The sequence below is a fragment of the Parashewanella sp. 2210YD4-3 genome, assembly GCF_056591735.1.
In genome coordinates this window covers 116,854-139,337 of the sequence record NZ_JBWQOG010000013.1, presented here as the reverse complement: position 1 = coordinate 139,337, position 22,484 = coordinate 116,854, and the positions used below count along the sequence as shown (strand labels likewise).

Here is a 22,484-nt window from a genome sequence, read left to right as displayed (position 1 = left end):
ATTTGAAGTTGGTGCGAATGATAATGACTATCATTGTATTGTAAATAACTATTGTGAAAAAATATCTTTTTTATTTTAAACAGCTGCTTACTATATTTACTGGGGTGTCTTTATGACAATGCGGTCTGTGGTTTTAGGAGAGTTACAGTGAGTTCTATCAGTTTTTGTTGTGAATTTGTTGATTAAAGGTCGTGTTTTGAGTTTAGATATTCTAATGAGTAATGAGTAATGAGTAATGAGTAATGAGTAATGAGTGAAGTAAAAGCGCTCGCAAAATCGCTTTTACTTCGCATGAGGGGGATATTACTGCTCTAAACTAAAATCTAGTTTCACTTGTTGATTAGTTTGAACCATGGCTACACCATCTTTGACTTTGGGCTTATAGCGCCATTTTGCAATCGCTCTAAGGGCGGCTTTATTAAAGGTGCGTTTAGGATCAGCATCAAGCACTTTGGCATCAGTAACTTTTCCTAATTTATCGATATTAAATGCCACCAGTACCCAGCCTTCCTTACCATTTCTTGCTGCTTCAGCGGGATACATAGGTTGAACCTGCACCACAGGAGTTGCGTCGCCATCAGCTTGAGAAAATGGTGGAATGCTTTCCTTTGGGATTGAGGGTAACGTTGGCAACTCAGGGGTTTTAGTGCCGACTAAAACCGTAGCCGTTGGGTTATCAACGGGAGTGGTTGGCATTGTTGGTGGCAAAGGTGGCTCAGGTTTATCTTTCAGCTCTTTTTTAGGTGGTTTAGTGAGTGGTTTTGGCTCGTCAAAGTCACCAGCAATGCTTGTCGGTGGCAAAGGGGCTTGTTTTGGTGGCGTGGGAGTATCATCAATTAACTTTGACATGAAGTAAAATAAGCCAAGTGTCACCGTAACAGCGGATAGGCTCAGTAGTGCCGTTTTACTTAAAAAACCTTTGTTTTTCATAACGTATTCCCTCCGTTGTAGACTCTCTTATAGATTTACCAGCAATTGAAACAATTGCAACACATTTTGTTACATTTGGCTTACGATGGAATATGCATAAACAAAAGTGAGTTAAATTTCATCAAAATGTAGGTGGTATCACGCAATTGTTAACCTTTGCTACAGTGCAATGAGCGCTGATTTTGGGTATCCTTATCAGCAATCACAATTTATTAACTGAGCTTTGAAATTTCATGTCATTGTCAGCCACATTTACTGAAGCCTTTAATTTTTTTAAAAATCATTTTAAGCAGTTAGCGGTTATTACCGTGCCATTCATTCTGATCATGAACGCTATCCAAATGTGGATAGGCGGTCAGATCAGAGCCGTTAGTCAAGATAATCCTGAATTTAGCTCGATGACGCTGGTGGCCGTGATGGCAATGATGCTGGTATTTTCATGGTTGTTTTCTTCACTCACTTTGTTTCTTGAGGTACGTTCACAGGGGCATGAGCCGAACGCACGTCAGATTTGGTTTAATGGGCTGCATTTTATTCCTGCTATGTTGCTTGCGGCAGTATTCAGTGGTTTAGCGATTGCGGGACCATTCTTCGTATTAATGGCTGCGTTAAAAGAGCTTGGTGCACTGATTGGATTGGCGATAGCCTTGTTTATTGGTACCCGTTTAACTTATGTAAACTTCATGGTGGTGTCTGAGCGACTCACACCGATGAAAGCGATAAAAAGTAGCTGGAAATTAAGTGGTCCAATCATATTGCCGACCCTCGGTATCGTTATGCTGTATATGCCATTATCCTTAATTGGCGGAGCCCTAGCGCAAATCACATCTCAAGTAGGTATGCCAGTGCAATTGATTGGAGACACTGTGGTCACTTTTTTTGGTTTGTTTATTAATATAGCGTTATTTCGTTTGTATATGCTCAATCGCGGTAACCTTTCAGAAGGTGAAAACTAATGCAAAACTTTGATTTTTATAATCCAACCCGCATTTGCTTTGGAGAAGGACAAATTGCCAAGTTAACTGACTTGGTACCGCAGGATGCAAAAGTGTTGATTCTTCTAGGTGGCAGTAGCGCTCGTCGTAATGGAACGCTTGAAGAGGTTAAGCAAGCCTTAGGCGAGCGACAGCAATTTGAATTTGATGGTATTGAACCAAACCCAACCTATGAAACTTTGATGAAAGCCGTGGCCTTCATCAAGGAGAACGATGTCGATTTCTTGTTAGCGGTTGGTGGTGGTAGCGTTATTGATGGCACTAAGTTTGTTGCCGCCGCAGCGCATTACGATGGCGAACCATGGGAGATCCTGCAAACTTTTGGGGCAAAAGTGACGTCTGCAATGGCATTTGGTAGTGTATTGACTCTGCCGGCAACAGGCTCTGAAATGAATTCTGGCAGTGTGGTAACCCGTAAATCCCTCAAGGCGAAATTGCCGTTTATGAGCCCTTATGTATTTCCACAGTTTTCAGTGTTAGATCCGGTTAAAACCTACACTTTACCTAAGCGCCAAATTGCCAATGGTGTGGTGGATGCGTTCGTGCATACCACAGAACAATATTTGACTTATCCTGTGGGGGCTATGGTTCAAGACCGCTATGCGGAAAGCCTACTGAAAACGCTAATCGAAGTTGGACCAAAGGCACTGGCTAATCCTGAAGACTATAACGTACGTGCTAATTTAATGTGGACGGCGACTTGCGCATTAAATGGTGTTATTGGCGCGGGTGTGCCTCATGATTGGGCAACCCATATGATTGGTCATGAGCTCACGGCACTGCATGATATTGACCATGCTCGTACTCTGGCTATCGTTTTACCTTCACTGCTCCGTCATACCAAAGCTGAGAAAAAGGCTAAGCTGCTGCAGTATGCTGAGCGTGTCTGGGATCTTACCGATGGTGATGAAGATGCACGTATCGACGCCGCGATTGAGAAGACACAAGCTTTCTTTGAAAGCCTAGAAATTGGTACTCGCTTAAGTGATTATGAGCTGGATGAGTCACATTTAGATGCGTTGGTTGGCCAGCTAGAAACCCATGGCATGGTAGCCTTAGGTGAGCATCAAAAAATTGATCTTGATGCTAGCCGTGCCATATTAAAAGGTGCGTTGTAAGCTCACTTGATTGCTTTCATTGACGTTCATGGTAAAGAGAGAAAATTATCAAGCTCGTAATGATTATTGGTTTTTAACACCATAAGGAAATGAACATGCGTAATGGACTGTTTTTGTGTTTGCTTTTATTGTGTTGGCCTACAATGGCAGCGGTCTATAAGTGGATAGATAAAGACGGAAACGTCCATTACAGCGACAAAGCTCGGCCGGGTGCGGTGGAGGTTAAACCTAATGTCACTACGTTAAATGAAATGTCTTGGCCCTCTAACAAGCCTAAAATACAGAACGAAGCCATACCACAAGATGAAACGCTGGCCGCTCAGGTCACAATTGTTTCTCCGCAAGATCAACAAACCATAAGAGATAATAACGGTCAATTTGAAGTAACTGCCGTTGCTCAAGGTGTCAGTAAAAAAGCAATTTGGCGGCTATTCATAAATGGTAACCCTTATGGCAATGAGCAAACTAGCGGTCGTTTTCAAGTAGGTGGCCTTGAACGCGGTAAGCATAAGCTGAAAGTGGTGGTTAACCCACAAGGTAGCGATACGGCTTACAGCAGTGATGAAATCACCATTTACCTTCATCGTCATTCAAAAAACTTTCCCTCTTCTCCGCTTATTCGTAAAAAAGCATCACAGCAGTAAACTTATTGCAGCTTAAGATAACATCAGGCACACTGAATGCACTATCTTGGTGCATGTGAACTGAATGGCTATGGATTCGACGCTGATATTAGAAAATTTAAGTACAGCCGTGATGGTAGTAGACGATGAGCTCAGGCTAAGTCAGATCAATACGGCGGCATCACAATTATTGGGCACCAGAGCCAATAAGCTACAACAAATGATATTAAGCCAAGTGGTTGAGAGCGTAGATATTGACTGGGAAACGCTGAAAACAGTGGTCAGTAAAGGTCAAAGTCTTGCCATTAATCGCAGTCAATTTAGAACCTTTGATGGAGAGCTGCATACGGTTGATATTATGCTTTCACCATTAATGCCGAGTGATAAAATCAGCGTCCTAGAATTGCGGAAAGTTGATCAGCAGCGGCGAATATATCAACAATCTCAGCAAGATGCTCAGCAACAAGCCGCTCGTTTTTTGGTGAGAAATCTAGCCCATGAAATCAAAAACCCGTTAGGTGGATTGCGGGGCGCTGCTCAACTACTGCATCGAGAACTGAACGGTAATGAACTGACTGAATTTACTCACATGATAATCGAACAAACGGATCGTATGGGGAAGTTAGTTGACAGATTACTTGGGCCACAACGGCCTGTTGCACATCAGCTTTATAACATCCATCAAGTTTGTGAAACCGTGTTAAACCTTGCTCAGTTGAGTTTGCCATCACACATTGAATTTGAACGTGATTACGATCCATCTCTGCCAGACTTTGCTATGGAGCCTGAGCAGATGCAGCAAGCATTACTCAATGTGTTGCAAAATGCCATTGAGGCATTAGGTGAGCAAGCAGGGAAAATCACGGTAAAAACGCGAACCCGCCACCAAGTCACCCTCGGGCAAGTTCGGCATAAATTAGTGATTGAATTGAGCATTATTGATAATGGCCCCGGTGTGCCGAATGAATTACAAGAAACGCTCTTTTATCCCATGGTGACTGGGCGCGATCAAGGTAGTGGCTTAGGGCTTTCCATTGCCCAGCAAATTGCTCATGTGCATAAAGGACGACTGGATTTCGAGTCTTGTCCCGGCAAGACCGAATTTATGTTTTTAATTCCAATCCTTTTTGAAGAACGATAATGACAGAACAAGTTTGGGTAGTAGATGATGACAGTGCCATACGTTGGGTACTGGAAAAAGCGTTAACATCAGCAGAGATAAGCTGTACTAGCTTTGCTAGTGCCGATAGCGTGTGGCAAGCGATTGAGTATCAGCAGCCACAAGTTATCTTGACTGATATTCGAATGCCGGGTACCGATGGTTTAGCATTATTAGAAAAACTGTCCCTGCATTACCCTGATTTACCTGTGATCATTATGACGGCACATTCGGATTTAGATAGTGCAGTGAACGCATACCAAGCCGGTGCTTTTGAGTACCTGCCTAAGCCGTTTGATGTTGATGAAATGCTGGCATTAGTGGAACGAGCGCTGGCAAAGCATGTAGGTAAGTCCAGCACCAGAGCGTCAGAGTCCCTTATTAATACGCCTGAATTGATCGGTGAGGCTCCTGCGATGCAGGAGGTGTTTCGGGCTATAGGACGTTTATCTCGCTCATCGGTGAGCGTTTTGATAAATGGCGAGTCAGGTACGGGTAAAGAATTAGTCGCACATGCGCTGCATAAACATAGCCCACGTAAAGAGCGTCCTTTTATTGCGCTCAATATGGCCGCCATTCCTCATGAACTCATCGAAAGTGAACTCTTTGGTCACGAAAAAGGGGCATTTACAGGTGCCCAGCAAGCCAGACAAGGGCGCTTTGAACAAGCCAATGGTGGAACGTTATTACTGGATGAAATTGGTGATATGCCTTTGGATGTACAAACTCGATTACTAAGAGTGTTAGCGGAAGGCACTTTTTATCGAGTCGGTGGTCACCAAGCCGTTAAGGTCGATGTCCGTATTATTGCTGCCACCCATAAAGATTTAGAAACCTTAGTCGCAAAAGGTAAATTTCGGGAAGATTTGTTTCACCGGTTGAATGTGATCCGAATTCCAATACCTTCGCTGTCGAGTAGGGTTGAAGATATTCCAAAATTAACAGAGCATTTTTTAAGGCTTGCAGCTAAAGAAATGGATGAGCCAACAAAGACTCTCAGCAAGGGCTGTATTGCGCGCTTGCAATCTTTATCTTGGCCGGGAAATGTGCGTCAATTAGAAAATGTATGCCGTTGGTTAACGGTGATGGCCAGCGGCGAAGAAGTGTTGGAATCTGACTTACCTGAAGATTTGCTAAGAGCCAAGTCCATTGATATTGCTAGTGATAGCGAAAACTGGCAGCAGCCGTTAAAAAACTGGGTAATTCAGCAGCTACAAGCAGGTGAGGATGGCTTACTGCCAAAGGCACAGCAAACCCTTGAACATATTCTTATTCAAGCGGCATTGGAGCACACACATGGACATAAACAAGCCGCAGCTAAGTTGCTAGGCTGCGGCCGAAATACCATTACTCGAAAGCTAAAGTAATTGGTATAAGATTACGATTGCTCATGGTGCCAATGTTTTAGTGTTGGCCTTGCCATGATCAGCAAGTGTAATGCGGGTAATACTAAACAAATTAACGCTACAGCATCAGGTGCTTGCAGTGACGTATGTTGTAAACCGCCCGCAATAATCGCAGCACCACTCATTTGAATGCAGCCCAACAGTGCAGTGGCGGTGCCTGCTCGGCTGCCAAAGCAAGATAAAGCCATCGACGTCGCTGGACCTAGCAAAAATGCAAAGCCAATACACAGGCCAAGCATGGGTAACATAAAGGCAAGATCTGGAGTAACGATTTTGGCTAGAGAGGTATGGTGCAATAAAAATATCGCTATCGCAGTCGCAACTAAAAGCCCTAAAGCAAGAACCACGGTTGAACGATTGCCTAACCGTTGCATAATTTTAGGTGCGGTAAAGCAAGCAATAATATTGATCAACGCATTAAAGCCAAAGAGCGCACTGAATTTAAGCTCTGACACCCCGAGTTTACCAATTAGCCATATAGGTGAATAGGCCACATAACACAAAATAGCGGCCATACAACTCATACAGCAAAGGGCATAAAACATGAACCTAGGCTCAGATAAAATGGGTAAGTAGCGCTCCCAGCGGTAGAGGCGACCATCGATAATGGTATGCTCAGGTTTGGTTTCGTTAAGTCTTAAGCTCAACACCACCAACATGACTACAGCAAATATGGTCATAAACACAAACGTTGAACGCCAACCAAATTGTAGTGCTAGTAAGCCACCCAAACTGGGGGCTAAGGCAGGAATGACACATATTGCTCCGTTCAAATAGCTGTATATTTTTGCCATTTGCTTGGTATCAAAGCAGTCACGCACGACTGTAAAAGCGACAATACTAGTGGCACACGCTGCTAAGCCTTGAAGTAACCTTGATAGCAAGAGCACATCAAAGTGAGTGGCTAGCGCGGCTAACACACTGCTTAAACCATAGACACAAGCCCCTACCAAAGCAACAGGACGACGACCAAACTTATCCACTAATGGCCCAATCAGTAATTGCCCAAGCCCCATAGCAAAAAGGAAAATAATTAAGGTAGACTGGATTTGGCTGTCAGAAACAGAAAACTCAGCGGCCATAGTGGGCATAGATGGCAAGTAGATATCAATAGCTAAAGGGCTAAAAACCACCAATAACATCAGAATAGGTAAGGAAACTTTTGACATACGGCCTTTTTACCTTGAATGGAGAGTGTGAGCAGGGGCGCAGATCCTACTGGAAAAGCGTTGATGAATAAATAAAAAAAGCCAAAAATCATATAAAAAGTAGGGGCTTTATGAAAACAGAAGCACAGTTAACCCGATTACTTGAACAAATTAGCCACTGTCAAGTGTGTGCGGAGCAGCTGCCTTTTGAGCCTAAGCCTGTTTTACAAGTGAGTACCAACGCAAAAATATTAATTGCTGGTCAAGCACCGGGAATGAAAGTACAGCAAACTGGTATTCCATTTAATGATCCCAGTGGCGACCGATTAAGACGTTGGCTTGGTGTGAGTCGTGAGCAATTTTATGATCCCAATTTATTCGCAATTGTGCCAATGGGGTTTTGTTATCCGGGAAAAGGCAAATCTGGCGATTTACCTCCTAGGCCAGAATGCGCAGATAAATGGCGTGAATCCCTATTGGCTTTGCTGCCCAACATAGAACTGACGCTTGTAATTGGGCAGTATGCCCTACAGTATCACTTAGCCTCTAAACAAACGGTCACCGAGCAGGTACACGCATGGCGTGATGCGATTCCTGAGTACTTGCCATTGCCGCACCCAAGTCCACGCAATAACCGTTGGTTGCAAAAACATCCTTGGTTTGAGCAGGAAGTACTCCCTTATCTTCGGCAGCGAGTGACTGAATTAATCAATTAGAATTTTTTACAATTGAAAACGTCACAAATTCAGTAAATTCTAGCTTTTTGAACATTTCACAAGGTATATTAGGGCGATAATAATACCGCACTGGGATAAGGACAGGCCATGGGACAAGAAACGTCAAAAATACTCGTCGTAGATGATGATGTACGATTACGTTCACTGTTAGAACGTTATTTAGTTGAGCAAGGTTTTTATGTTCGAACGGCCGCTGATGCTGAACAAATGGATCGTTTACTGCAACGGGAAAATTTCCATTTGATGGTATTGGATTTAATGTTGCCCGGAGAAGATGGGTTGTCTATCTGCCGTCGACTGCGTCAACAAGACAATAATATTCCCATTGTGATGCTGACCGCTAAAGGCGATGAAGTCGACCGTATTATCGGTCTTGAGCTTGGCGCCGATGATTATATGCCTAAGCCGTTCAATCCTAGAGAGCTATTGGCTCGCATTAATGCCGTTATGCGTCGTCGTGTTCAAGAAGTCCCGGGCGCGCCTTCCCAGCAAGAGAAAACCATCAGCTTTGGTAAATTCACCTTAGATTTGGCAACTCGGGTTATGTACGAGGGCGATAACGCCATCAACCTAACCAGTGGTGAATTTGCGGTACTCAAAGTGCTTTCGACTCATCCTAGAGAACCATTGTCACGTGACAAGTTAATGAATCTTGCTCGCGGTCGAGATTATTCAGCACTAGAGCGCTCTATTGATGTACAAGTTTCTCGCCTACGACGCTTGATTGAAGATGATGCCACCAACCCAAGATATATCCAAACGGTATGGGGTATTGGTTATGTGTTTGTTCCTGATGGAAAGGGCTAACTGATTTGAAGTTCTGGCGTCGTTTCTTGCCTCGCAGTGCTTTTAGTCAAACCGTATTATTGATTGGAAGTTTATTATTGATTAATCAGCTAGTGTCCTATTGGACAGTAGCCGTTTACTTTATTAAACCCAGTTATGAACAAATAAATGAGCTTATTGCCCGCCAAGTAAAGTTACTGTTCATTGATGAAGTCGATATTAATCGTCAGCACCTGACGTTAGTTGATGCGTTAAATGCAAAAGTTCGAAATGATGGCATGCGAGCCTATAGCCAACAACAAGCTCGCAATGCCGGTGTCGATGATGCCACTTATTATGGATTTTGGTCTCGACAAATGTCGGAATACCTCGGTGGAAAAACCGAAGTTAGAGTGCGCCAAGCTCAATATCTACAAATTTGGATCCGCCCACCACAAGCGCCTGAAATCTGGATCAAAGTCACTTTAAACAGCGGCATCAATGAAGATGAACTGTCGCCATTAACCTTATATTTATTAGTGATAGGTGCGTTAAGCGTCATTGGCGGCTGGGCTTTTGCACGTAAACAAAACCGGCCTTTAAGACGCTTACAAAAAGCCGCGACTTCGGTTTCTCGTGGCGACTTTCCAGAGTCGTTACCCCTAAATGGCTCTACAGAAATCATTGAGGTGACCAAAGCCTTTAATCGCATGTCTGGCAGTATGAAGCAGTTAGAGCAAGATCGAGCATTGTTGATGGCAGGGATCTCCCATGACTTACGAACGCCATTAACGCGAATACGCTTGGCGAGTGAAATGATGGTAGAAGAAGATCAATATCTTAAAGATGGGATCATTAACGATATTGAAGATATGGATGCCATTATTAACCAGTTCATTGCTTATATCCGCCAAGATCAACAAGAGCTAGTGCAATCTCATTTAATCAATACCCTTATTCAGGAAGTAGCTGATGCGGAAGCGAATCGTAACGCTCATATTGTGCTCGATTTACAGTCATGCCATGAAGTACCAATGAAAGCGGTATCGATGAAACGAGTGATCAGCAATTTAGTCGAAAATGCATTTCGATACGGTAATGGTTGGGTAAAAATCAGTAGTCGTCAACATAAACGTTTTATTGAGTTTACCGTAGAAGATGACGGACCTGGTATTGATGAAGCCAACGTTGATGCGTTATTTCAGCCGTTTACTCAAGGTGACAGCGCCAGAGGTAGCATTGGTTCTGGACTTGGCTTGGCGATCATCAAACGAATCGTGGAAAGCCACCTTGGAAGAGTCAAGTTATCCAACCGCCCAGAGGGAGGATTGAAAGCCACCGTGAAGCTGCCGATTGAGTAATCGCTATGTCACTAGTTGTTAATTTCACTCCTTTCTTTCATTTCAAAGTATTAGCCTCAGATTTACTTAAGATTAAATGTTTTAAATGAGTCGTGCCAATCTCAATATGGCTAGTCTATTGTTTATAAAGAATAATTTGGCTTATTTAGATGGCTTATAAAAATTGCTCATCTTCTCAATGTTTGGGTTATTGAACTTATTAGTTCGCTCAAACTCAAAAACTGCCATGCGTTCTAAATTTATTTTTGGTTGCAACAATAGGTGTAGATATGTCAGTTTCCGACGTTCAACAAGCGACTACAACGACAACTGAAGCTGTTGCTGCAAGTTCGGAGCACTCTTCAGGTTCAGCTAACATTTTGGTCAACGAAGTAGAAGTTCAAGGCACTATATGGAGTTACACTACTGAACTGGATCAGCTAGATGAATGTTGCATATGTTTGGATGCGTTGGCGGAAAAATTTTTTTGTAACTCTGGACACCGCACTTGCCAACCTTGCTATGATCGTGTGAAAGCAAGTGAATATAGCGCTTGTCCGATATGTCGAGACGAGAAGCTCTTTAGTTTTTCTGAATCAGTATTTGGTAAAAATTTAGAAAACACAACATTTACATGTACAGCTTGTGGAATACCATACTCTTACCTAAACGATAAAGAAAGTCTGCAAATGCACAGTGATTTTTGCTTTAGCTTGGTGAATGATAGGGATATGCAAGGTTATAAAGAAGCGGTAGCAATGAAACAATCAAAAAATAAGTTTCCACCCTGCTCAATACAGTAATTTGCGTATTCACGCTGGTGAATACGCACACTCTACAAGTTATTAGCTTAAAGCAGCTTTAATATGGCTTCAGCGCTACTGACTTCAAATACTTTAGGTGCTTCTACATTCAATGCCGTAACTACCCCATTATCAACAATCATGGCATAACGTTGTGAACGAACACCGCCAAAGCTACCAGTATCCATATCAAGGCCCAATGCTTTAGTAAAACTGGCATCACCATCTGCCAGCATCTTAATATGCTCTGCATTTTGACTATCACCCCATGCTTTCATCACAAAAGCATCGTTTACAGAAACACAGGCAATAAAATCAACGCCTTTTGCGGCAAACTGATCAGCAAGGGTGACATAACCCGGTAAGTGTGCCGCCGAACATGTCGGTGTAAAGGCGCCGGGTAAGGCAAAAACTACCGCTTTTTTACCCGTAAATAATTCATGAGTGCTGTGTTCTTGCATGCCAGAGTCAGTGAGTTCGGATAACTTAGCGTCAGGTAGAGATTGGTGTTCTTTGATCATCAGTTGATTCTCTTAATGTAAGTGGCTAGCCATTATAGAGATATAGCAGACCTAAATCTTATTTCAATTTGATATAACAAATGCACTGCTTCTATTTTTGAATCTACGTATATTGAGTAGAGTTAAATATTGTTAATAAAACAATAAACAGCTTTAAAATTAACTTGTTATGCATATATAGTGATTTTCAAGTCGTTTGAGTGGGTGTTAGCCAATGAGTTTCACATTTACAAGTGTATTTACAGTTCGTAAAGTGGAGAATGTTAAAATAGAGCCAGGTGATAATGGATTCATTTCGTGTCAAATGGCTGAAGTGAAGCTAGATGAAGGGATTGTATTTAAAGTCAGGATTCATGAAAGCGAAATTATATCAGCTTGGTTTAGTCAAAAAGAGCCTAAAGCCGCTAAAGGTTGTATTGGATATGTGCACCCACTCCTCTCAAGAATTCTGTTTCCAGAAAAGCCCAAAAAGTGCAGTACTTATTTAAGCCCTAACGCATGTTTAGTGGAGGCTTGTCGGAGCCATATAAATAACAAAATACCGAGGAATAGAATTCACAGTGACCCGACAGCTAGCTCAAGCGAAAGGCCAACGCGAGAAAGATACCAAAGAAGTGAATCATTACCTGCCATAGCGAATACGAGCGCCAATAGTCATACTGACAGAGGCGGAAATGATGGATACGGTTTCCATTCTCAGCCTATATCATTTATACCGCCTGATGGTCCGTCATGTTCACAAGAGCAAATCATGGATGATGATGTTTTTCAAAGTCAAGCTTTAACCTATGTTGCTTCACCTGTTTACACTCAACATCTTAACAGCCCAGCTGCCAGTTCATATCACTTTAACTTATCGCAAGTGTCTCCACCCGCATCATTGATGAACTCCCAAGTAGGGCTACTAACTGGTGAAACACAAGACGATAGGGATAGTCAATTAACGCTGACAAATTCGATGGTGTCGAGAGAGTCAATAAGAACCTTATTGAGCCCTGAGTCATTGCAACGCTCTACAGCTCAAGAACTAGAAACAACAGCATTGAGGCGAGAAATTGCACAACTAAAACAACAAGTGCAAGTGCTTAATCAACAATGTCATGATGCAGTGAAGTTATTAGATCAGGAGCGGGCTATTGCAAAAAGTACAGCTGTCGAAATGGGACACCGAGAAAATAATTTGAAACTAAGAGTAAAAGAGGCGAACAATGAGGTTGCAGAGGCGAGAAAAGCATTGACTAAATTTAAAGTGAAACAGGCTGCAGCTAGAGATACCGAAATAAAAGCGTTGATCAGTTTACAAGATGAAACAACAAAAAAACTCATAGAAATGCAGAAAAATTCGGTGAATGGTAGGAGAGAAATTATCGAAGAATTAAAGACATTACAGGCATTAATCGCGCCTATTATTGAATTGGAAAAAGCTAAAACATCAGATGATTGTAGCAAAATTTTATACGCATTAAGGTTTGCTAATATCAACTTTTCAAGGTTAGATCTGAGCGAAACAATTACTGTGCTCGAACAAAGGCAGCAAGCTTCTCAGCGAATGATTAAGCGGCATGAGCAAAGCTTGGTCTCTCAGTAATTATTTACAATGCAGCTTTAATATACACATCAAATCGGTTTTTCTTGGTTGCAATGACGGTCGATGGCTTTTGGCACGAGAGATCTTCTGCATAGTCTGGTCGCTTTACTACGACTCTCTTGGTCGCGATTTTCAACGCTGGTGCAAGTAGTTCATCGGCATCAGTATCACTACCGACAAGGGTTTGAAATACTCGCATTTCTTTTTTCACTAACGCTGATTTTTCTCGATGTGGATACATAGGATCGAGGTAAACCACATCGGCACTCAGGTTTAATGCTGATAATTGTTGTTGGCTGGCTCCATAATGAAGTTGCATACGTTGTTGCATCCATTCACCAATTTCAGGGTCGTTATAGGCTCGACGTAATCCATCTTCTAGTAAAGCAGCGACAACAGGATGACGTTCAATTAAGGTAACCTGACAACCAAGGCTTGCAAGTACAAAGGCGTCTCTTCCAAGGCCTGCTGTGGCATCAATAACACTGGGAATATCGCCTTTTTTCAGCCCTACGGCTTTCGCAATAGCTTGACCTTTCCCTCCGCCAAACTTACGACGATGGGCACTGGCACCACTGACAAAATCCACCATAATGCCTGATAGTTTAGGTTCATCGCGTTTTAAGAGTTGTAATTGATCTTGCTCAAATTTGAGTTCAAAGAGTGCTTGTTCATCATAGGTTAGCTGCCACTTTTGGCTTACTTGGCACAACGACGGTGAAGAATGATCAAAATAGATAGCAACAGACACAGCAGACTCAAAATTTGGTACGAAAGTGGCCAGATTATACGGAGCAGAGCTTTTATCGACAACCTTTAAGCTGACAGTTTCAGCTTTTCTCCGGCTTTGAAAGCATCGGGTTTAAGTATCGTATGTGGTTCGAAAAAAGGCAGGGAGTGAACATGACTAAACTGGGCAACCACATTATTTGGAAACAAGCGAAGATTACGATTAAGCTCAGTAACGGCCAGATTATACTTTCGGCATAAGGTAGAAAATAAGCTATGGGTTTCTCGGTAATGCCCTAGTAACACATTGTCTTCTAGCGCTTCATTTTGCTCTAGACTCCATTGTACTTGATTGAGGTGCTGGCTCAGCCTTGCTGTTTGCTTTAAATGCCAGTGCAACATGCGTCGATTCTTTGAAGTATAAGCTTTTAAAAATTGATGGCGATAATCATTAGTGACAACAAGAATGCGTTCTTTTTCGTTTGCACTGAGTGTGCTCTGTTGCAGGAGTTGCTTGAGTAAGTGAGTTTGGTGTTCTAGATCGATATCGAGTTGGGAGAGCAGTCTAAGCGCGATTTTTCGCTTTGACGTTAATCGTGCGTAATCTGTGATAGTCCAAAGCACAGCACCGATGAAGATCAGAAGCAGTAAAGACATCCTTGTATCAACCCTCCTTTAAGGCTGACTTAACTGTAGGACAGCTTAAAAGGGAATGCGAGTAAGTTATACACAATTTATTTAAATTGTCATATATTCAGTTGAAGTTCAGCTCATAGGCGTAACATGAACTTTGCAAGATTAGGGCAACCAATTGCTCGTGAATGCAGGACTCGAAAGAGTCCTTTTTTTTGCTCCAAATACGGCCTCTAGCGACTTTTAGGCCAAGAGATAGCCTGAGGTTGTTGCCACTGGGTTAATTGAGCAGTAACGGCCTGCGCCTGAAACATTTCACCAGCAGTGGGAAGTGAGGTAAATGTGTACGACTCGCCTTGATCATCAAACTCCAGTTGATAAGCATGAAGGTAGCAGCGATCCGCTGAATGTTTACCGTATAAGGGATCACCTAAAATAGGGACGCCAACACTTGCGAGGGCGACTCGCAATTGGTGAGTTCGGCCTGTGAGAGGTTTGAGTAGGTATAGTCGTAACCCCTCAGCAATGCTATGGCTAAAAAAATGAGTTATGGCAGGATTACCTGTCGAGCGCAATAATTTATGCATACCACGTCTAGACTTCGCCATATCACCAATAATGGCTCCTTGTTTCTTTTTCGGTTTTCCTTTCGCTATCGCCAAATAGTATTTTTGGATTTGGTGTTGTTTAAATTTGTCGGCAAGGCAAGCGGCTGCGGCGGAAGAAGTCGCTAGCAGAATTAATCCAGAAGTAGGAGTATCGAGTCGGTGAACCGGATATAGCTTTTGCTGAAGTTGTTGCTCGGCTTGTGCAACCACTCCAGCACTGCCGTCTTGGCTGTGAAAGTGAACATTAGGTGCTTTATCGATCACAATAAAATCTGCTGCACGATGCAGTAAAGTAAAAGAATTTGGAGTCATAGTTATATTTAAAAATCGATACTGACAATCAACCCTGGATGGTTATCGCTCAAACTGATGTTGGCATTGTGACGGGTTAGGATGGCTTTTACCATAGATAATCCTAGTCCAGTACCTTGATGATGGCGACTGGGATCGAGTCTGACCAAGCGATCAAACACTTTTTCTTTAAATTCATTAGGGATCCCTGGTCCATTATCAATGATTTTTAAGTGGCGACCATCTTGTTGGATTTCAATGGTGGCGTTTTCTCCCGAGTACTTTATCGCATTGTCTACAAGATTAAATAAGGCCTGAAAGAGCAAATGTTTGTCAGCATTTAGGGTGTAGTCATTTCCCAATTCAATGTTCAGCTTCTGCTGGTTCATTTCTGCCAATGCTTCAGCCATATCTTGGAGATCGTGACAAATGGCATGTAGGCTAACTGGTTGTCTTTCCAACTCTAATTGTCCCTCTTCAATACGGGTAAGGGAAAGCATGGCATCAAAAGTGCTCAAGCAATGATCCAGTTCTTCTAATAAGTTGGCACAGTGGTCGTGAATATTATCAGCAGGTTGATTAATGAGCTGCTCAATCCCAATTCTAAGGTGGGACAATGGTGTACGAAGGTCGTGGGCGATGTTATCGGTGATCCCACGGATGGCCATTAAGTTATTTTCGAGTGTATCAAGCACTTTGTTAAATTGATTGGCGAGGACATCGAATTCATCATTGCGCCAACTGAGGGGGAAACGAGTGTCATAACGACCTTGTTCAATCTCTTCACTCAGGCGGTTGTAATGGGTTAATCGGCTTAAAATAGTTTTAGAGAACACATATCCCATCGCCAATGCGACTATGATGGTGACCATGATGGCTGTGGCAGAGGCACTGACAAATTTATCTAGCATCGCTGAAAAGTGATCGGTGCGATTAGCAATAAGGAGGTTACCGTATTTGGTGTAAACCATACCACCAGTCAAAATGTGAAGTTTATCTGGACCGGTCGTGAGAATAGGAAAGTCTTTGGTTTGAGGTAGATAGGGCATATCATCGGGCATAAAACTTAAGGCTCCGATGACATCTTTACCGTTTTTCCAGGCAACCAGTACCGCTTTGGAATCTGCACGGCTGATCTGCTGAGCAAATTTATTACGAGATACGGTACTCGCTAATTGTTTATAGTGCTGCGCTTGGCTTTGGAGATTTTCGGTGACTTGGTAGTTTTGTTCCATATTCAGCTGTTTGTATAGGCCAAATAGCAAAGCACCGATGATCAAAGTCACCAGTATGGAAAAAACTATCGTTATCCGCCAAGCACTGCTTTGGTAAGGGTTAATTCCTCTGCCGTAACCGATAACCTGCACCTCTGACTGTCTCGATTAGTTCGCCATGGCCAAGCTCTTCAAATTTGCGTCTGAGCTTGGCAATGTGCACATCAATCACATTGGTTCTAGGATCAAAATGATAATCCCATACCGCTTCAAACAGTAATGTTCGGCTGATCACTTGATTGACGTGCTCCATCAAATATTTCAGTAGTTGAAACTCTTTTGGTTGCAGCATGATTTCTTGGCCATCAAGGGTGACGTTACGAGTGAGCAGCTCCATTTCCAGTGGCCCTGCTTTTAGATGGGTTTGCATTGGCTGAGTGTGACCACGTTGCATCAGTTTTTCGCAACGAACCAGCAATTCTGAAAAGGCAAACGGTTTGGTCATGTAATCATCACCACCGGCTCTCAGTCCTTTAACTCGTTCATCTACGTGGCTTAGTGCCGATAGAAGCATGACCGGAGTTTGATTACCTGTGGCTCTAACGGCGGCCAGTAACTTTAACCCACCTAGGCTTGGTAACATTCGATCTAAGATGATCAAATCATACTGGTTGCTTGTGGCGAGCAATAGGCCTTGGTGACCATCGCTGGCGGTTTCAATATTATGACCTTGCTCGGTGAATCCCTTGACAATATAGTCAAGTGTTGTTGCATCATCTTCAACCAATAAGACTTTCATATTACTCCTTAGTACCATCTTAGCAACGGTAACGGGCGTAGTGTTTCTACATCAAAAGCTAATCGATATGGTCCATTGTCATCAATTAGCTCTAATTCAAGATAGCTAATGCCCAGATCATGATCCAACTCTGCTTTCAATAAGTGCACTTGGCTTTTATCGATAGCAAGGCCGACCAATTGAGAAAACAGTAGCTTATTTTTTTCAATAAACCTGACCGCTTCCAGTTCTGAATGTTCTTTGGGAACTAAAGTGGAAATATACCGCTTGAGTAAATGACCATCTTTTCCTCGAAACTCAAAATGAGTTACTGTCCCATTACGTAAATTAACCAGCGTAAAAATATATTGCAGCCTTTGCTTTTGCATGTTGGCGCTGAATGAAGAAATGACTCCTGGCTCAGAACGCTCAATTTGCTGCATTGTTTTGATGGGATCTTGATTATTCACACCAGAGAGCAACGACAACACATCTGGCGCTGACATTGCTGTACTACTGAATAACAATAATCCAAGCAACCAACGCATACTTCCCCCACATACAGTGCAATACCGTAGACCGTAGAATAAATGGCGTTTGCTCAGACATACCCAAATTACATTGGGAACATTGGCTGTAAATAGTTATTAAGATCCAGCCTCATCAAATTTGCTACATAAAAGTATGGTAGAGGATTTGGATTTATCAAAAAATTCAGCTAAGACGATGCCAAACGCCGTTGTTTGGACGAATTCGGTTAACGAAGTGTACTCAACAACAGCTTAAATCCTAGTGTCGATATCATTAAGATTTGATCATCTTACAGCAGTTGAATCTCTGTCGGTGTTAAGCGCCAGTTCCATTGCTGCTCATCTGAAGTAATAAATTCTGCGGAGGGAATACTAAGAATAAGTGGGGTTTCATTACCATCAATGGTCGCTAACAGTTGATGACTGTGTCCTTGTTGATAGTGGCTATGAATATGCAATGACAATTCAATGGTTGAGGATGAAAGGGAGGGTTTCAGTTCGCTTGGTAATAAGCATGCGACCGCTTCATTGGCTTGACGAGCGCACATATCCTTTACACAAACTTGCTGATCACCCAATTGCAGCCAAGTTTTCTGTGTATCGATATCATGGCGAATAACGCGAGCATGAACCACATTTTGATGATCTAAAAGGTGTGCTGCTTTTATGGAATTAGGATTAGACATCAACTGGTTGGTTGGTCCTTGCTGAATGATATTCCCGTTATCGATTAACACAATATGATCGGCCAGCAACTGAGCTTCCCGCACATTATGAGTCACCATCACCACTGGGCAATGAATGCGTGATTTTAACTTAAGCAATTGCAAATGCAGTTGTTTACGGGTTTGAGGGTCAACGGCAGAGAAGGGTTCATCTAACAATAGGAGATCAGGTTCTCGAGCGAGCGCACGTGCTAATGCGATGCGTTGTCTCTGTCCACCAGATAACTGAGATGGTCTTTTGTGCTGTTCTTGAGTCAAACCAACCATATTGAGCCAATCACTGGCACGATTAAGACGCTCAGCTTTTGGCAAGTGGCTTAACCCTGACATCACATTATCCAGCGCGGTTTGATGCTCAAATAAGCCAAAGTGCTGGGGAACGTAACCAATATGACGCTGCTGTGGCGTAAGATGATGTTTGTGTTGACCATCAAACCATATTCTCTCACCTAAACTGATTTTTCCTTGATGCGGTTTGATAAGACCGGCAAGTATTTTCAACAAGGTCGTTTTACCAGCACCCGACGCCCCGAGCAAAGCGACGATTTCACCATTGGAACAACTAAATTCAGCGCTAATGCGAGTTGGATGATCCGTTTCTATCTGGCAATCTAATCCTTGGAATGATTCAGCCACGGCTTACCCCAATTTTTTTGGTTAAATGAGTGGTAAAGGCCAAGGTGGTTACGGCAAAAAGCAACAAAATGAATGACATGGTGCCTGCTGCATCAAAATCAAAAGCTTGCACTTTATCATATATGGCAATGGAAAGAGTTTTGGTTTCACCGGCAATATTACCGCCAATCATAAGCACGACACCAAATTCGCCTAGCACATGAGAAAAACACAAAACTATGGCCGTTAAAATACCGGGCCATACAAGCGGGATTTCGACTTTCCATAATGACTGCCAACGGTTTAGGCCACAGCAAGCGGCGGCATCTCGGACATCGTCAGGTATGGCTTCAAATGCTCTCTGAATAGGCTGTAGTGCAAAAGGAATATTGACTAGCAAAGACGCTAATACTAAGCCTGAAAAATGAAAAACGATGGAAGTACCAAGAAAAGATTGCAATGCTTGCCCGAGCCAACTTTGCTGACCAAAGCCCACCAGTAAATAATAACCAATAACGGTAGGTGGTAAGATCAATGGCGTCATTGTCAGGGCTTCAACCCAAGCTTTGCCTCGAAACTGATTAAACGCCAAGCTGCGAGCCGCCAATATCGACACTGGGATCAAAATGAGGGTGGTAATCACACTGAGTTTTATTGAAAGCAGCAGCGCTTGCCAATCCATAATGCTCCTTTGGGATTAATGAGTTAAGGGTGTTGGAAGATCGAAGCCAAAGTCTACCAAGATTTGCTGTGCTTTTGGAGATTGAAGATAGGAATAAAACTGTTTTGCAGGCTCAGAAGCATGATTGAGCAAGACCATAGCTTGGGTGAGCTTGGGATGAAGCTTGGCATCGATAGCGATGGCATCGGCGTGTTGTTTAAAGCCTTTCGCTTTAGTCAGTGACAAGGCCACAATCCCACCTTGAGTAGCGCTGGATAGCGCAAACTGCGCTGCTTGAGCCACGTTTTCGCCATACAGTAAATTGGGCTTAAGTTGTTGCCAAACACCAATGGCTTGCAACACATCTTTGGCACGAGCACCATAAGGCGCATGCTCAGGATTCGCAATAGCAAAGCGCTTAATTTTCCCTTGCTTTACGGCTTGTTTAAGGTAAGACAAATCACTGCTAAGTGGTAATTTAATACTTTTATTGTGGATGATGGCTAAGCGACCAATAGCGTATATTTTTGCCGGCGGCAGCGCGAATTTGCCATTGACCAGTCGCTGAGCATAATCGACATTAGCACTGAGAAATATTTCAAATGGGGCACCGTGTTGGATTTGCTGCATCAACTGACCCGATGAACCATAACTTATCCTAACTTGCTTACCCGTATCTTTATGAAACTGCTGTTGAATGTTATCTAAGGCAAAACGAATGTTGGAAGCCGCTGCGATCGTAGGAATGCTTTGTGCTATAGCAGCAGGTGCCAGCATCATTAACAAAAATAGTGTAAAACATAATCGCTTCATTTCAGACTCTTCCAATCATTCATTACTGCCATAAACTGGTTGCTTGCTGATCGGTATCTCTAGCATCTACCCATTTATCACCTTTATCAGTAGTTTCAAGTTTCCAAAATGGGGCTTTGGTTTTTAAGAAATCAATCAAAAACTCACAACCATCAAAGGCAGCTTGACGGTGTTTACTTGTAACGCCAATAAATACGATTTGCTCGCCTAAATTCATAGTGCCTACACGATGGATGATACGAATATGATTCAATGACCAGCGTTCTCGGGCTTGTTGTGCAAGTTCATGAAGTACTTTCTCGGTCATGCCGGGATAGTGCTCAAGTTTCAGCTGGCTGACGTCATTGCCTTCGTTGCGATCTCGGACTTTCCCGATAAAAGTGACTATCGCACCATCACTGTCGTCTTGGCCAAGATGAACATATTCATCAGCAAGACTAAAATCGGAGTGTTGCACTGAGATATAAGTATCTGACACGAATCACCCTCCCGTTACTGGTGGGAAAAAGGCGACTTCAGTATCGTCGGTCAGTTCGGTTTTCCAATCACACATTACTTGATCTACGGCTACTAACAAATTGTCGGCGGTCAGCACTTGTTGCCAAAGATCATTACGCTGAGCAAGGTGTTGGCGTAAGGCATCAGCGGTAAGCACTTCATCATTAAATGGAACGTCTACTTGTCCACAACCAAGCCTCTCTCTGATTTGTGCAAAAAAGAGTACTTTGATCATAGTGTTGCTTCCTCTGCTTTAAAATGTCCTGATTTACCGCCTTGTTTTTCCAGCAGACGAACATCTTTAATGATCATGTCTTTTTGCACGGCTTTACACATATCGTAAATGGTGAGAGCGGTGACGGAGGCAGCGGTCAGTGCTTCCATTTCTACTCCCGTCTTGCCTTTGAGCTTACACAATGTGGTGATTTTCACTTGGTTGTGCTCTGGCTTAGCCTCAATATCGACTTCAACTTTTGTGAGCATTAATGGATGGCATAGCGGGATAAGATCAGAGGTTTTCTTAGCTGCCATAATGCCTGCAATACGAGCGGTGGCAAATACATCACCTTTGTGATGTTGGCCAGATAAAATCAGCTCTAATGTTTGAGATGCCATCTCTACAATGGCTTGAGCACGGGCAGTTCGTTCGGTTACTTCTTTATTTCCGACATCGACCATGTGGGCATCGCCACTGGCGTTAATGTGTGTCAGGGTATTCATTTTTTTATTATTTTCCTTTTAAAAGGTGTCCGACAAAGTTGCAAGGGCGAGTGCGAGCATCAAGTTGCGGCTTGATGATTTGCTCCCAACCAAGTTGGCAAGCGCCCGGTGAGCCGGGTAAGCAAAAGATGGCGGTGCTATTGGCTAAGCCCGCAATTGCTCGTGACTGCACGCAAGAAGTACCAATATCGTCGTAACTCAATTGTCGAAACAGTTCACCAAAGCCTTCCATTGGACGATCAAACAAAGCTGATACTGCTGCAGGTGTGTTATCACCTTCGGTGAAGCCTGTGCCACCATTGATGATGATGGCGTGAATGTCATTATTGATGATCCATTGACTCACAATCGCGCGAATATGATGAATTGAGTCTTTACTGATCTGATGGTCAATACAATGATGACCGACTTCTTGGAGAGCGCTGTTAAGTTGATGACCAGAGGCATCAGAATCAAAGGTATGCCGATCGGAAACGGTTAACACCGCAAGGCCGAGAGGTATAAATTCTTTTGTGGTACATTTTGCCATGATGTTA

At 43.0% G+C, this 22,484-nt stretch carries 26 protein-coding genes; 10 read left to right on the top strand and 16 right to left on the bottom strand.

Going from position 1 to position 22,484, the window contains the following annotated elements:
* Positions 1-303: 303 nt before the first annotated feature.
* Entirely contained in the window at positions 304-930 is a 627-nt protein-coding gene (locus AC1EU0_RS17100; protein WP_480303777.1) for an energy transducer TonB, read from the bottom strand.
* A 233-nt stretch (positions 931-1,163) separates the two neighbouring features.
* Between AC1EU0_RS17100 and AC1EU0_RS17095 the strand changes: the two genes are divergently transcribed.
* The 5 genes from AC1EU0_RS17095 (at position 1,164) to ntrC (ending at position 6,192) form a co-directional block, all read left to right on the top strand.
* The gene (locus AC1EU0_RS17095) at positions 1,164-1,886 is read left to right on the top strand and encodes a hypothetical protein (protein WP_480303776.1); all 723 of its coding nucleotides are present in this window, start codon (positions 1,164-1,166) and stop codon (positions 1,884-1,886) included.
* Positions 1,886-3,043 carry an iron-containing alcohol dehydrogenase gene (locus AC1EU0_RS17090; protein WP_480303775.1) on the top strand — a complete coding sequence of 386 codons (1,158 nt, stop codon included), beginning with the start codon at positions 1,886-1,888 and terminating at the stop codon, positions 3,041-3,043. Before AC1EU0_RS17095 ends, AC1EU0_RS17090 begins: the two co-directional genes overlap by 1 nt.
* 95 nt (positions 3,044-3,138) lie before the next feature.
* A complete protein-coding gene (locus tag AC1EU0_RS17085; RefSeq protein WP_480303774.1) occupies positions 3,139-3,687 on the top strand; it encodes a DUF4124 domain-containing protein in 549 nt (182 codons plus the stop codon).
* A gap of 70 nt (positions 3,688-3,757) precedes the next feature.
* The gene (glnL, locus tag AC1EU0_RS17080; RefSeq protein WP_480303773.1) at positions 3,758-4,807 is read left to right on the top strand and encodes a nitrogen regulation protein NR(II); all 1,050 of its coding nucleotides are present in this window, start codon (positions 3,758-3,760) and stop codon (positions 4,805-4,807) included.
* Complete coding sequence (ntrC, locus tag AC1EU0_RS17075; RefSeq protein WP_480303772.1) at positions 4,807-6,192, top strand: nitrogen regulation protein NR(I); 1,386 nt, start codon at positions 4,807-4,809, stop codon at positions 6,190-6,192. The genes glnL and ntrC overlap by 1 nt, the downstream gene beginning before the upstream one ends.
* Before the next feature lie 11 nt (positions 6,193-6,203).
* Here ntrC and AC1EU0_RS17070 read toward each other — a convergent pair whose 3' ends face one another.
* Complete coding sequence (locus AC1EU0_RS17070) at positions 6,204-7,400, bottom strand: multidrug effflux MFS transporter (RefSeq protein WP_480303771.1); 1,197 nt, start codon at positions 7,398-7,400, stop codon at positions 6,204-6,206.
* 110 nt (positions 7,401-7,510) lie between these two features.
* On the opposite strand from AC1EU0_RS17070, the gene AC1EU0_RS17065 reads away from it, so the two are divergent.
* The 4 genes from AC1EU0_RS17065 to AC1EU0_RS17050 all read left to right on the top strand — a co-directional run bounded on the left by AC1EU0_RS17065 (position 7,511) and on the right by AC1EU0_RS17050 (position 11,024).
* Positions 7,511-8,095 (top strand): uracil-DNA glycosylase family protein, encoded by a 585-nt coding sequence (locus AC1EU0_RS17065; protein ID WP_480303770.1) that lies wholly within the window; start codon positions 7,511-7,513, stop codon positions 8,093-8,095.
* A 108-nt stretch (positions 8,096-8,203) separates the two neighbouring features.
* Complete coding sequence (ompR, locus tag AC1EU0_RS17060) at positions 8,204-8,923, top strand: osmolarity response regulator transcription factor OmpR (protein WP_480303769.1); 720 nt, start codon at positions 8,204-8,206, stop codon at positions 8,921-8,923.
* 5 nt (positions 8,924-8,928) lie between these two features.
* A complete protein-coding gene (gene envZ, locus AC1EU0_RS17055) occupies positions 8,929-10,242 on the top strand; it encodes a two-component system sensor histidine kinase EnvZ (RefSeq protein WP_480303768.1) in 1,314 nt (437 codons plus the stop codon).
* 269 nt (positions 10,243-10,511) lie between these two features.
* A complete protein-coding gene (locus AC1EU0_RS17050) occupies positions 10,512-11,024 on the top strand; it encodes an RING-HC finger protein (RefSeq protein WP_480303767.1) in 513 nt (170 codons plus the stop codon).
* Positions 11,025-11,071: 47 nt separating this feature from the next.
* Here AC1EU0_RS17050 and AC1EU0_RS17045 read toward each other — a convergent pair whose 3' ends face one another.
* Positions 11,072-11,545: a redoxin family protein gene (locus AC1EU0_RS17045; protein ID WP_480303766.1), complete on the bottom strand. Its 474-nt coding sequence runs from the start codon at positions 11,543-11,545 to the stop codon at positions 11,072-11,074.
* 214 nt (positions 11,546-11,759) lie between these two features.
* Between AC1EU0_RS17045 and AC1EU0_RS17040 the strand changes: the two genes are divergently transcribed.
* Positions 11,760-13,133, top strand: coding sequence for a hypothetical protein (locus AC1EU0_RS17040; protein ID WP_480303765.1), 1,374 nt, complete (start codon positions 11,760-11,762; stop codon positions 13,131-13,133).
* Positions 13,134-13,137: 4 nt separating this feature from the next.
* On the opposite strand, the gene AC1EU0_RS17035 is transcribed toward AC1EU0_RS17040, so the two are convergent.
* From AC1EU0_RS17035 to moaB, 13 genes are all read right to left on the bottom strand, one after another.
* The gene (locus tag AC1EU0_RS17035) at positions 13,138-13,884 is read right to left on the bottom strand and encodes a class I SAM-dependent methyltransferase (RefSeq protein WP_480303764.1); all 747 of its coding nucleotides are present in this window, start codon (positions 13,882-13,884) and stop codon (positions 13,138-13,140) included.
* Positions 13,885-13,949: 65 nt separating this feature from the next.
* Positions 13,950-14,519: a hypothetical protein gene (locus AC1EU0_RS17030; RefSeq protein ID WP_480303763.1), complete on the bottom strand. Its 570-nt coding sequence runs from the start codon at positions 14,517-14,519 to the stop codon at positions 13,950-13,952.
* A 209-nt stretch (positions 14,520-14,728) separates the two neighbouring features.
* Positions 14,729-15,415, bottom strand: a complete 687-nt coding sequence (locus tag AC1EU0_RS17025; protein ID WP_480303762.1) for a TIGR01621 family pseudouridine synthase — start codon at positions 15,413-15,415, stop codon at positions 14,729-14,731.
* Positions 15,416-15,423: 8 nt separating this feature from the next.
* Positions 15,424-16,680 (bottom strand): sensor histidine kinase, encoded by a 1,257-nt coding sequence (locus AC1EU0_RS17020; protein WP_480303794.1) that lies wholly within the window; start codon positions 16,678-16,680, stop codon positions 15,424-15,426.
* Positions 16,681-16,729: 49 nt separating this feature from the next.
* Positions 16,730-17,407 (bottom strand): response regulator transcription factor, encoded by a 678-nt coding sequence (locus AC1EU0_RS17015; protein ID WP_480303761.1) that lies wholly within the window; start codon positions 17,405-17,407, stop codon positions 16,730-16,732.
* Between the two features lie 8 nt (positions 17,408-17,415).
* Complete coding sequence (locus tag AC1EU0_RS17010; RefSeq protein ID WP_480303760.1) at positions 17,416-17,934, bottom strand: hypothetical protein; 519 nt, start codon at positions 17,932-17,934, stop codon at positions 17,416-17,418.
* A 272-nt stretch (positions 17,935-18,206) separates the two neighbouring features.
* Positions 18,207-19,277, bottom strand: a complete 1,071-nt coding sequence (locus tag AC1EU0_RS17005; protein WP_480303759.1) for a sulfate/molybdate ABC transporter ATP-binding protein — start codon at positions 19,275-19,277, stop codon at positions 18,207-18,209.
* Positions 19,270-19,938: a molybdate ABC transporter permease subunit gene (modB, locus tag AC1EU0_RS17000; RefSeq protein WP_480303758.1), complete on the bottom strand. Its 669-nt coding sequence runs from the start codon at positions 19,936-19,938 to the stop codon at positions 19,270-19,272. The genes AC1EU0_RS17005 and modB overlap by 8 nt, the downstream gene beginning before the upstream one ends.
* Positions 19,939-19,953: 15 nt before the next feature.
* The gene (gene modA / locus AC1EU0_RS16995; protein WP_480303757.1) at positions 19,954-20,730 is read right to left on the bottom strand and encodes a molybdate ABC transporter substrate-binding protein; all 777 of its coding nucleotides are present in this window, start codon (positions 20,728-20,730) and stop codon (positions 19,954-19,956) included.
* 22 nt (positions 20,731-20,752) lie between these two features.
* Positions 20,753-21,208 carry a molybdopterin synthase catalytic subunit MoaE gene (gene moaE, locus AC1EU0_RS16990; protein WP_480303756.1) on the bottom strand — a complete coding sequence of 152 codons (456 nt, stop codon included), beginning with the start codon at positions 21,206-21,208 and terminating at the stop codon, positions 20,753-20,755.
* A 3-nt stretch (positions 21,209-21,211) separates the two neighbouring features.
* Complete coding sequence (locus AC1EU0_RS16985) at positions 21,212-21,463, bottom strand: MoaD/ThiS family protein (RefSeq protein ID WP_480303755.1); 252 nt, start codon at positions 21,461-21,463, stop codon at positions 21,212-21,214.
* The gene (gene moaC, locus AC1EU0_RS16980) at positions 21,460-21,948 is read right to left on the bottom strand and encodes a cyclic pyranopterin monophosphate synthase MoaC (RefSeq protein WP_480303754.1); all 489 of its coding nucleotides are present in this window, start codon (positions 21,946-21,948) and stop codon (positions 21,460-21,462) included. The genes AC1EU0_RS16985 and moaC overlap by 4 nt, the downstream gene beginning before the upstream one ends.
* Before the next feature lie 7 nt (positions 21,949-21,955).
* Positions 21,956-22,477: a molybdenum cofactor biosynthesis protein B gene (gene moaB / locus AC1EU0_RS16975; protein ID WP_480303753.1), complete on the bottom strand. Its 522-nt coding sequence runs from the start codon at positions 22,475-22,477 to the stop codon at positions 21,956-21,958.
* Positions 22,478-22,484: the final 7 nt, after the last annotated feature.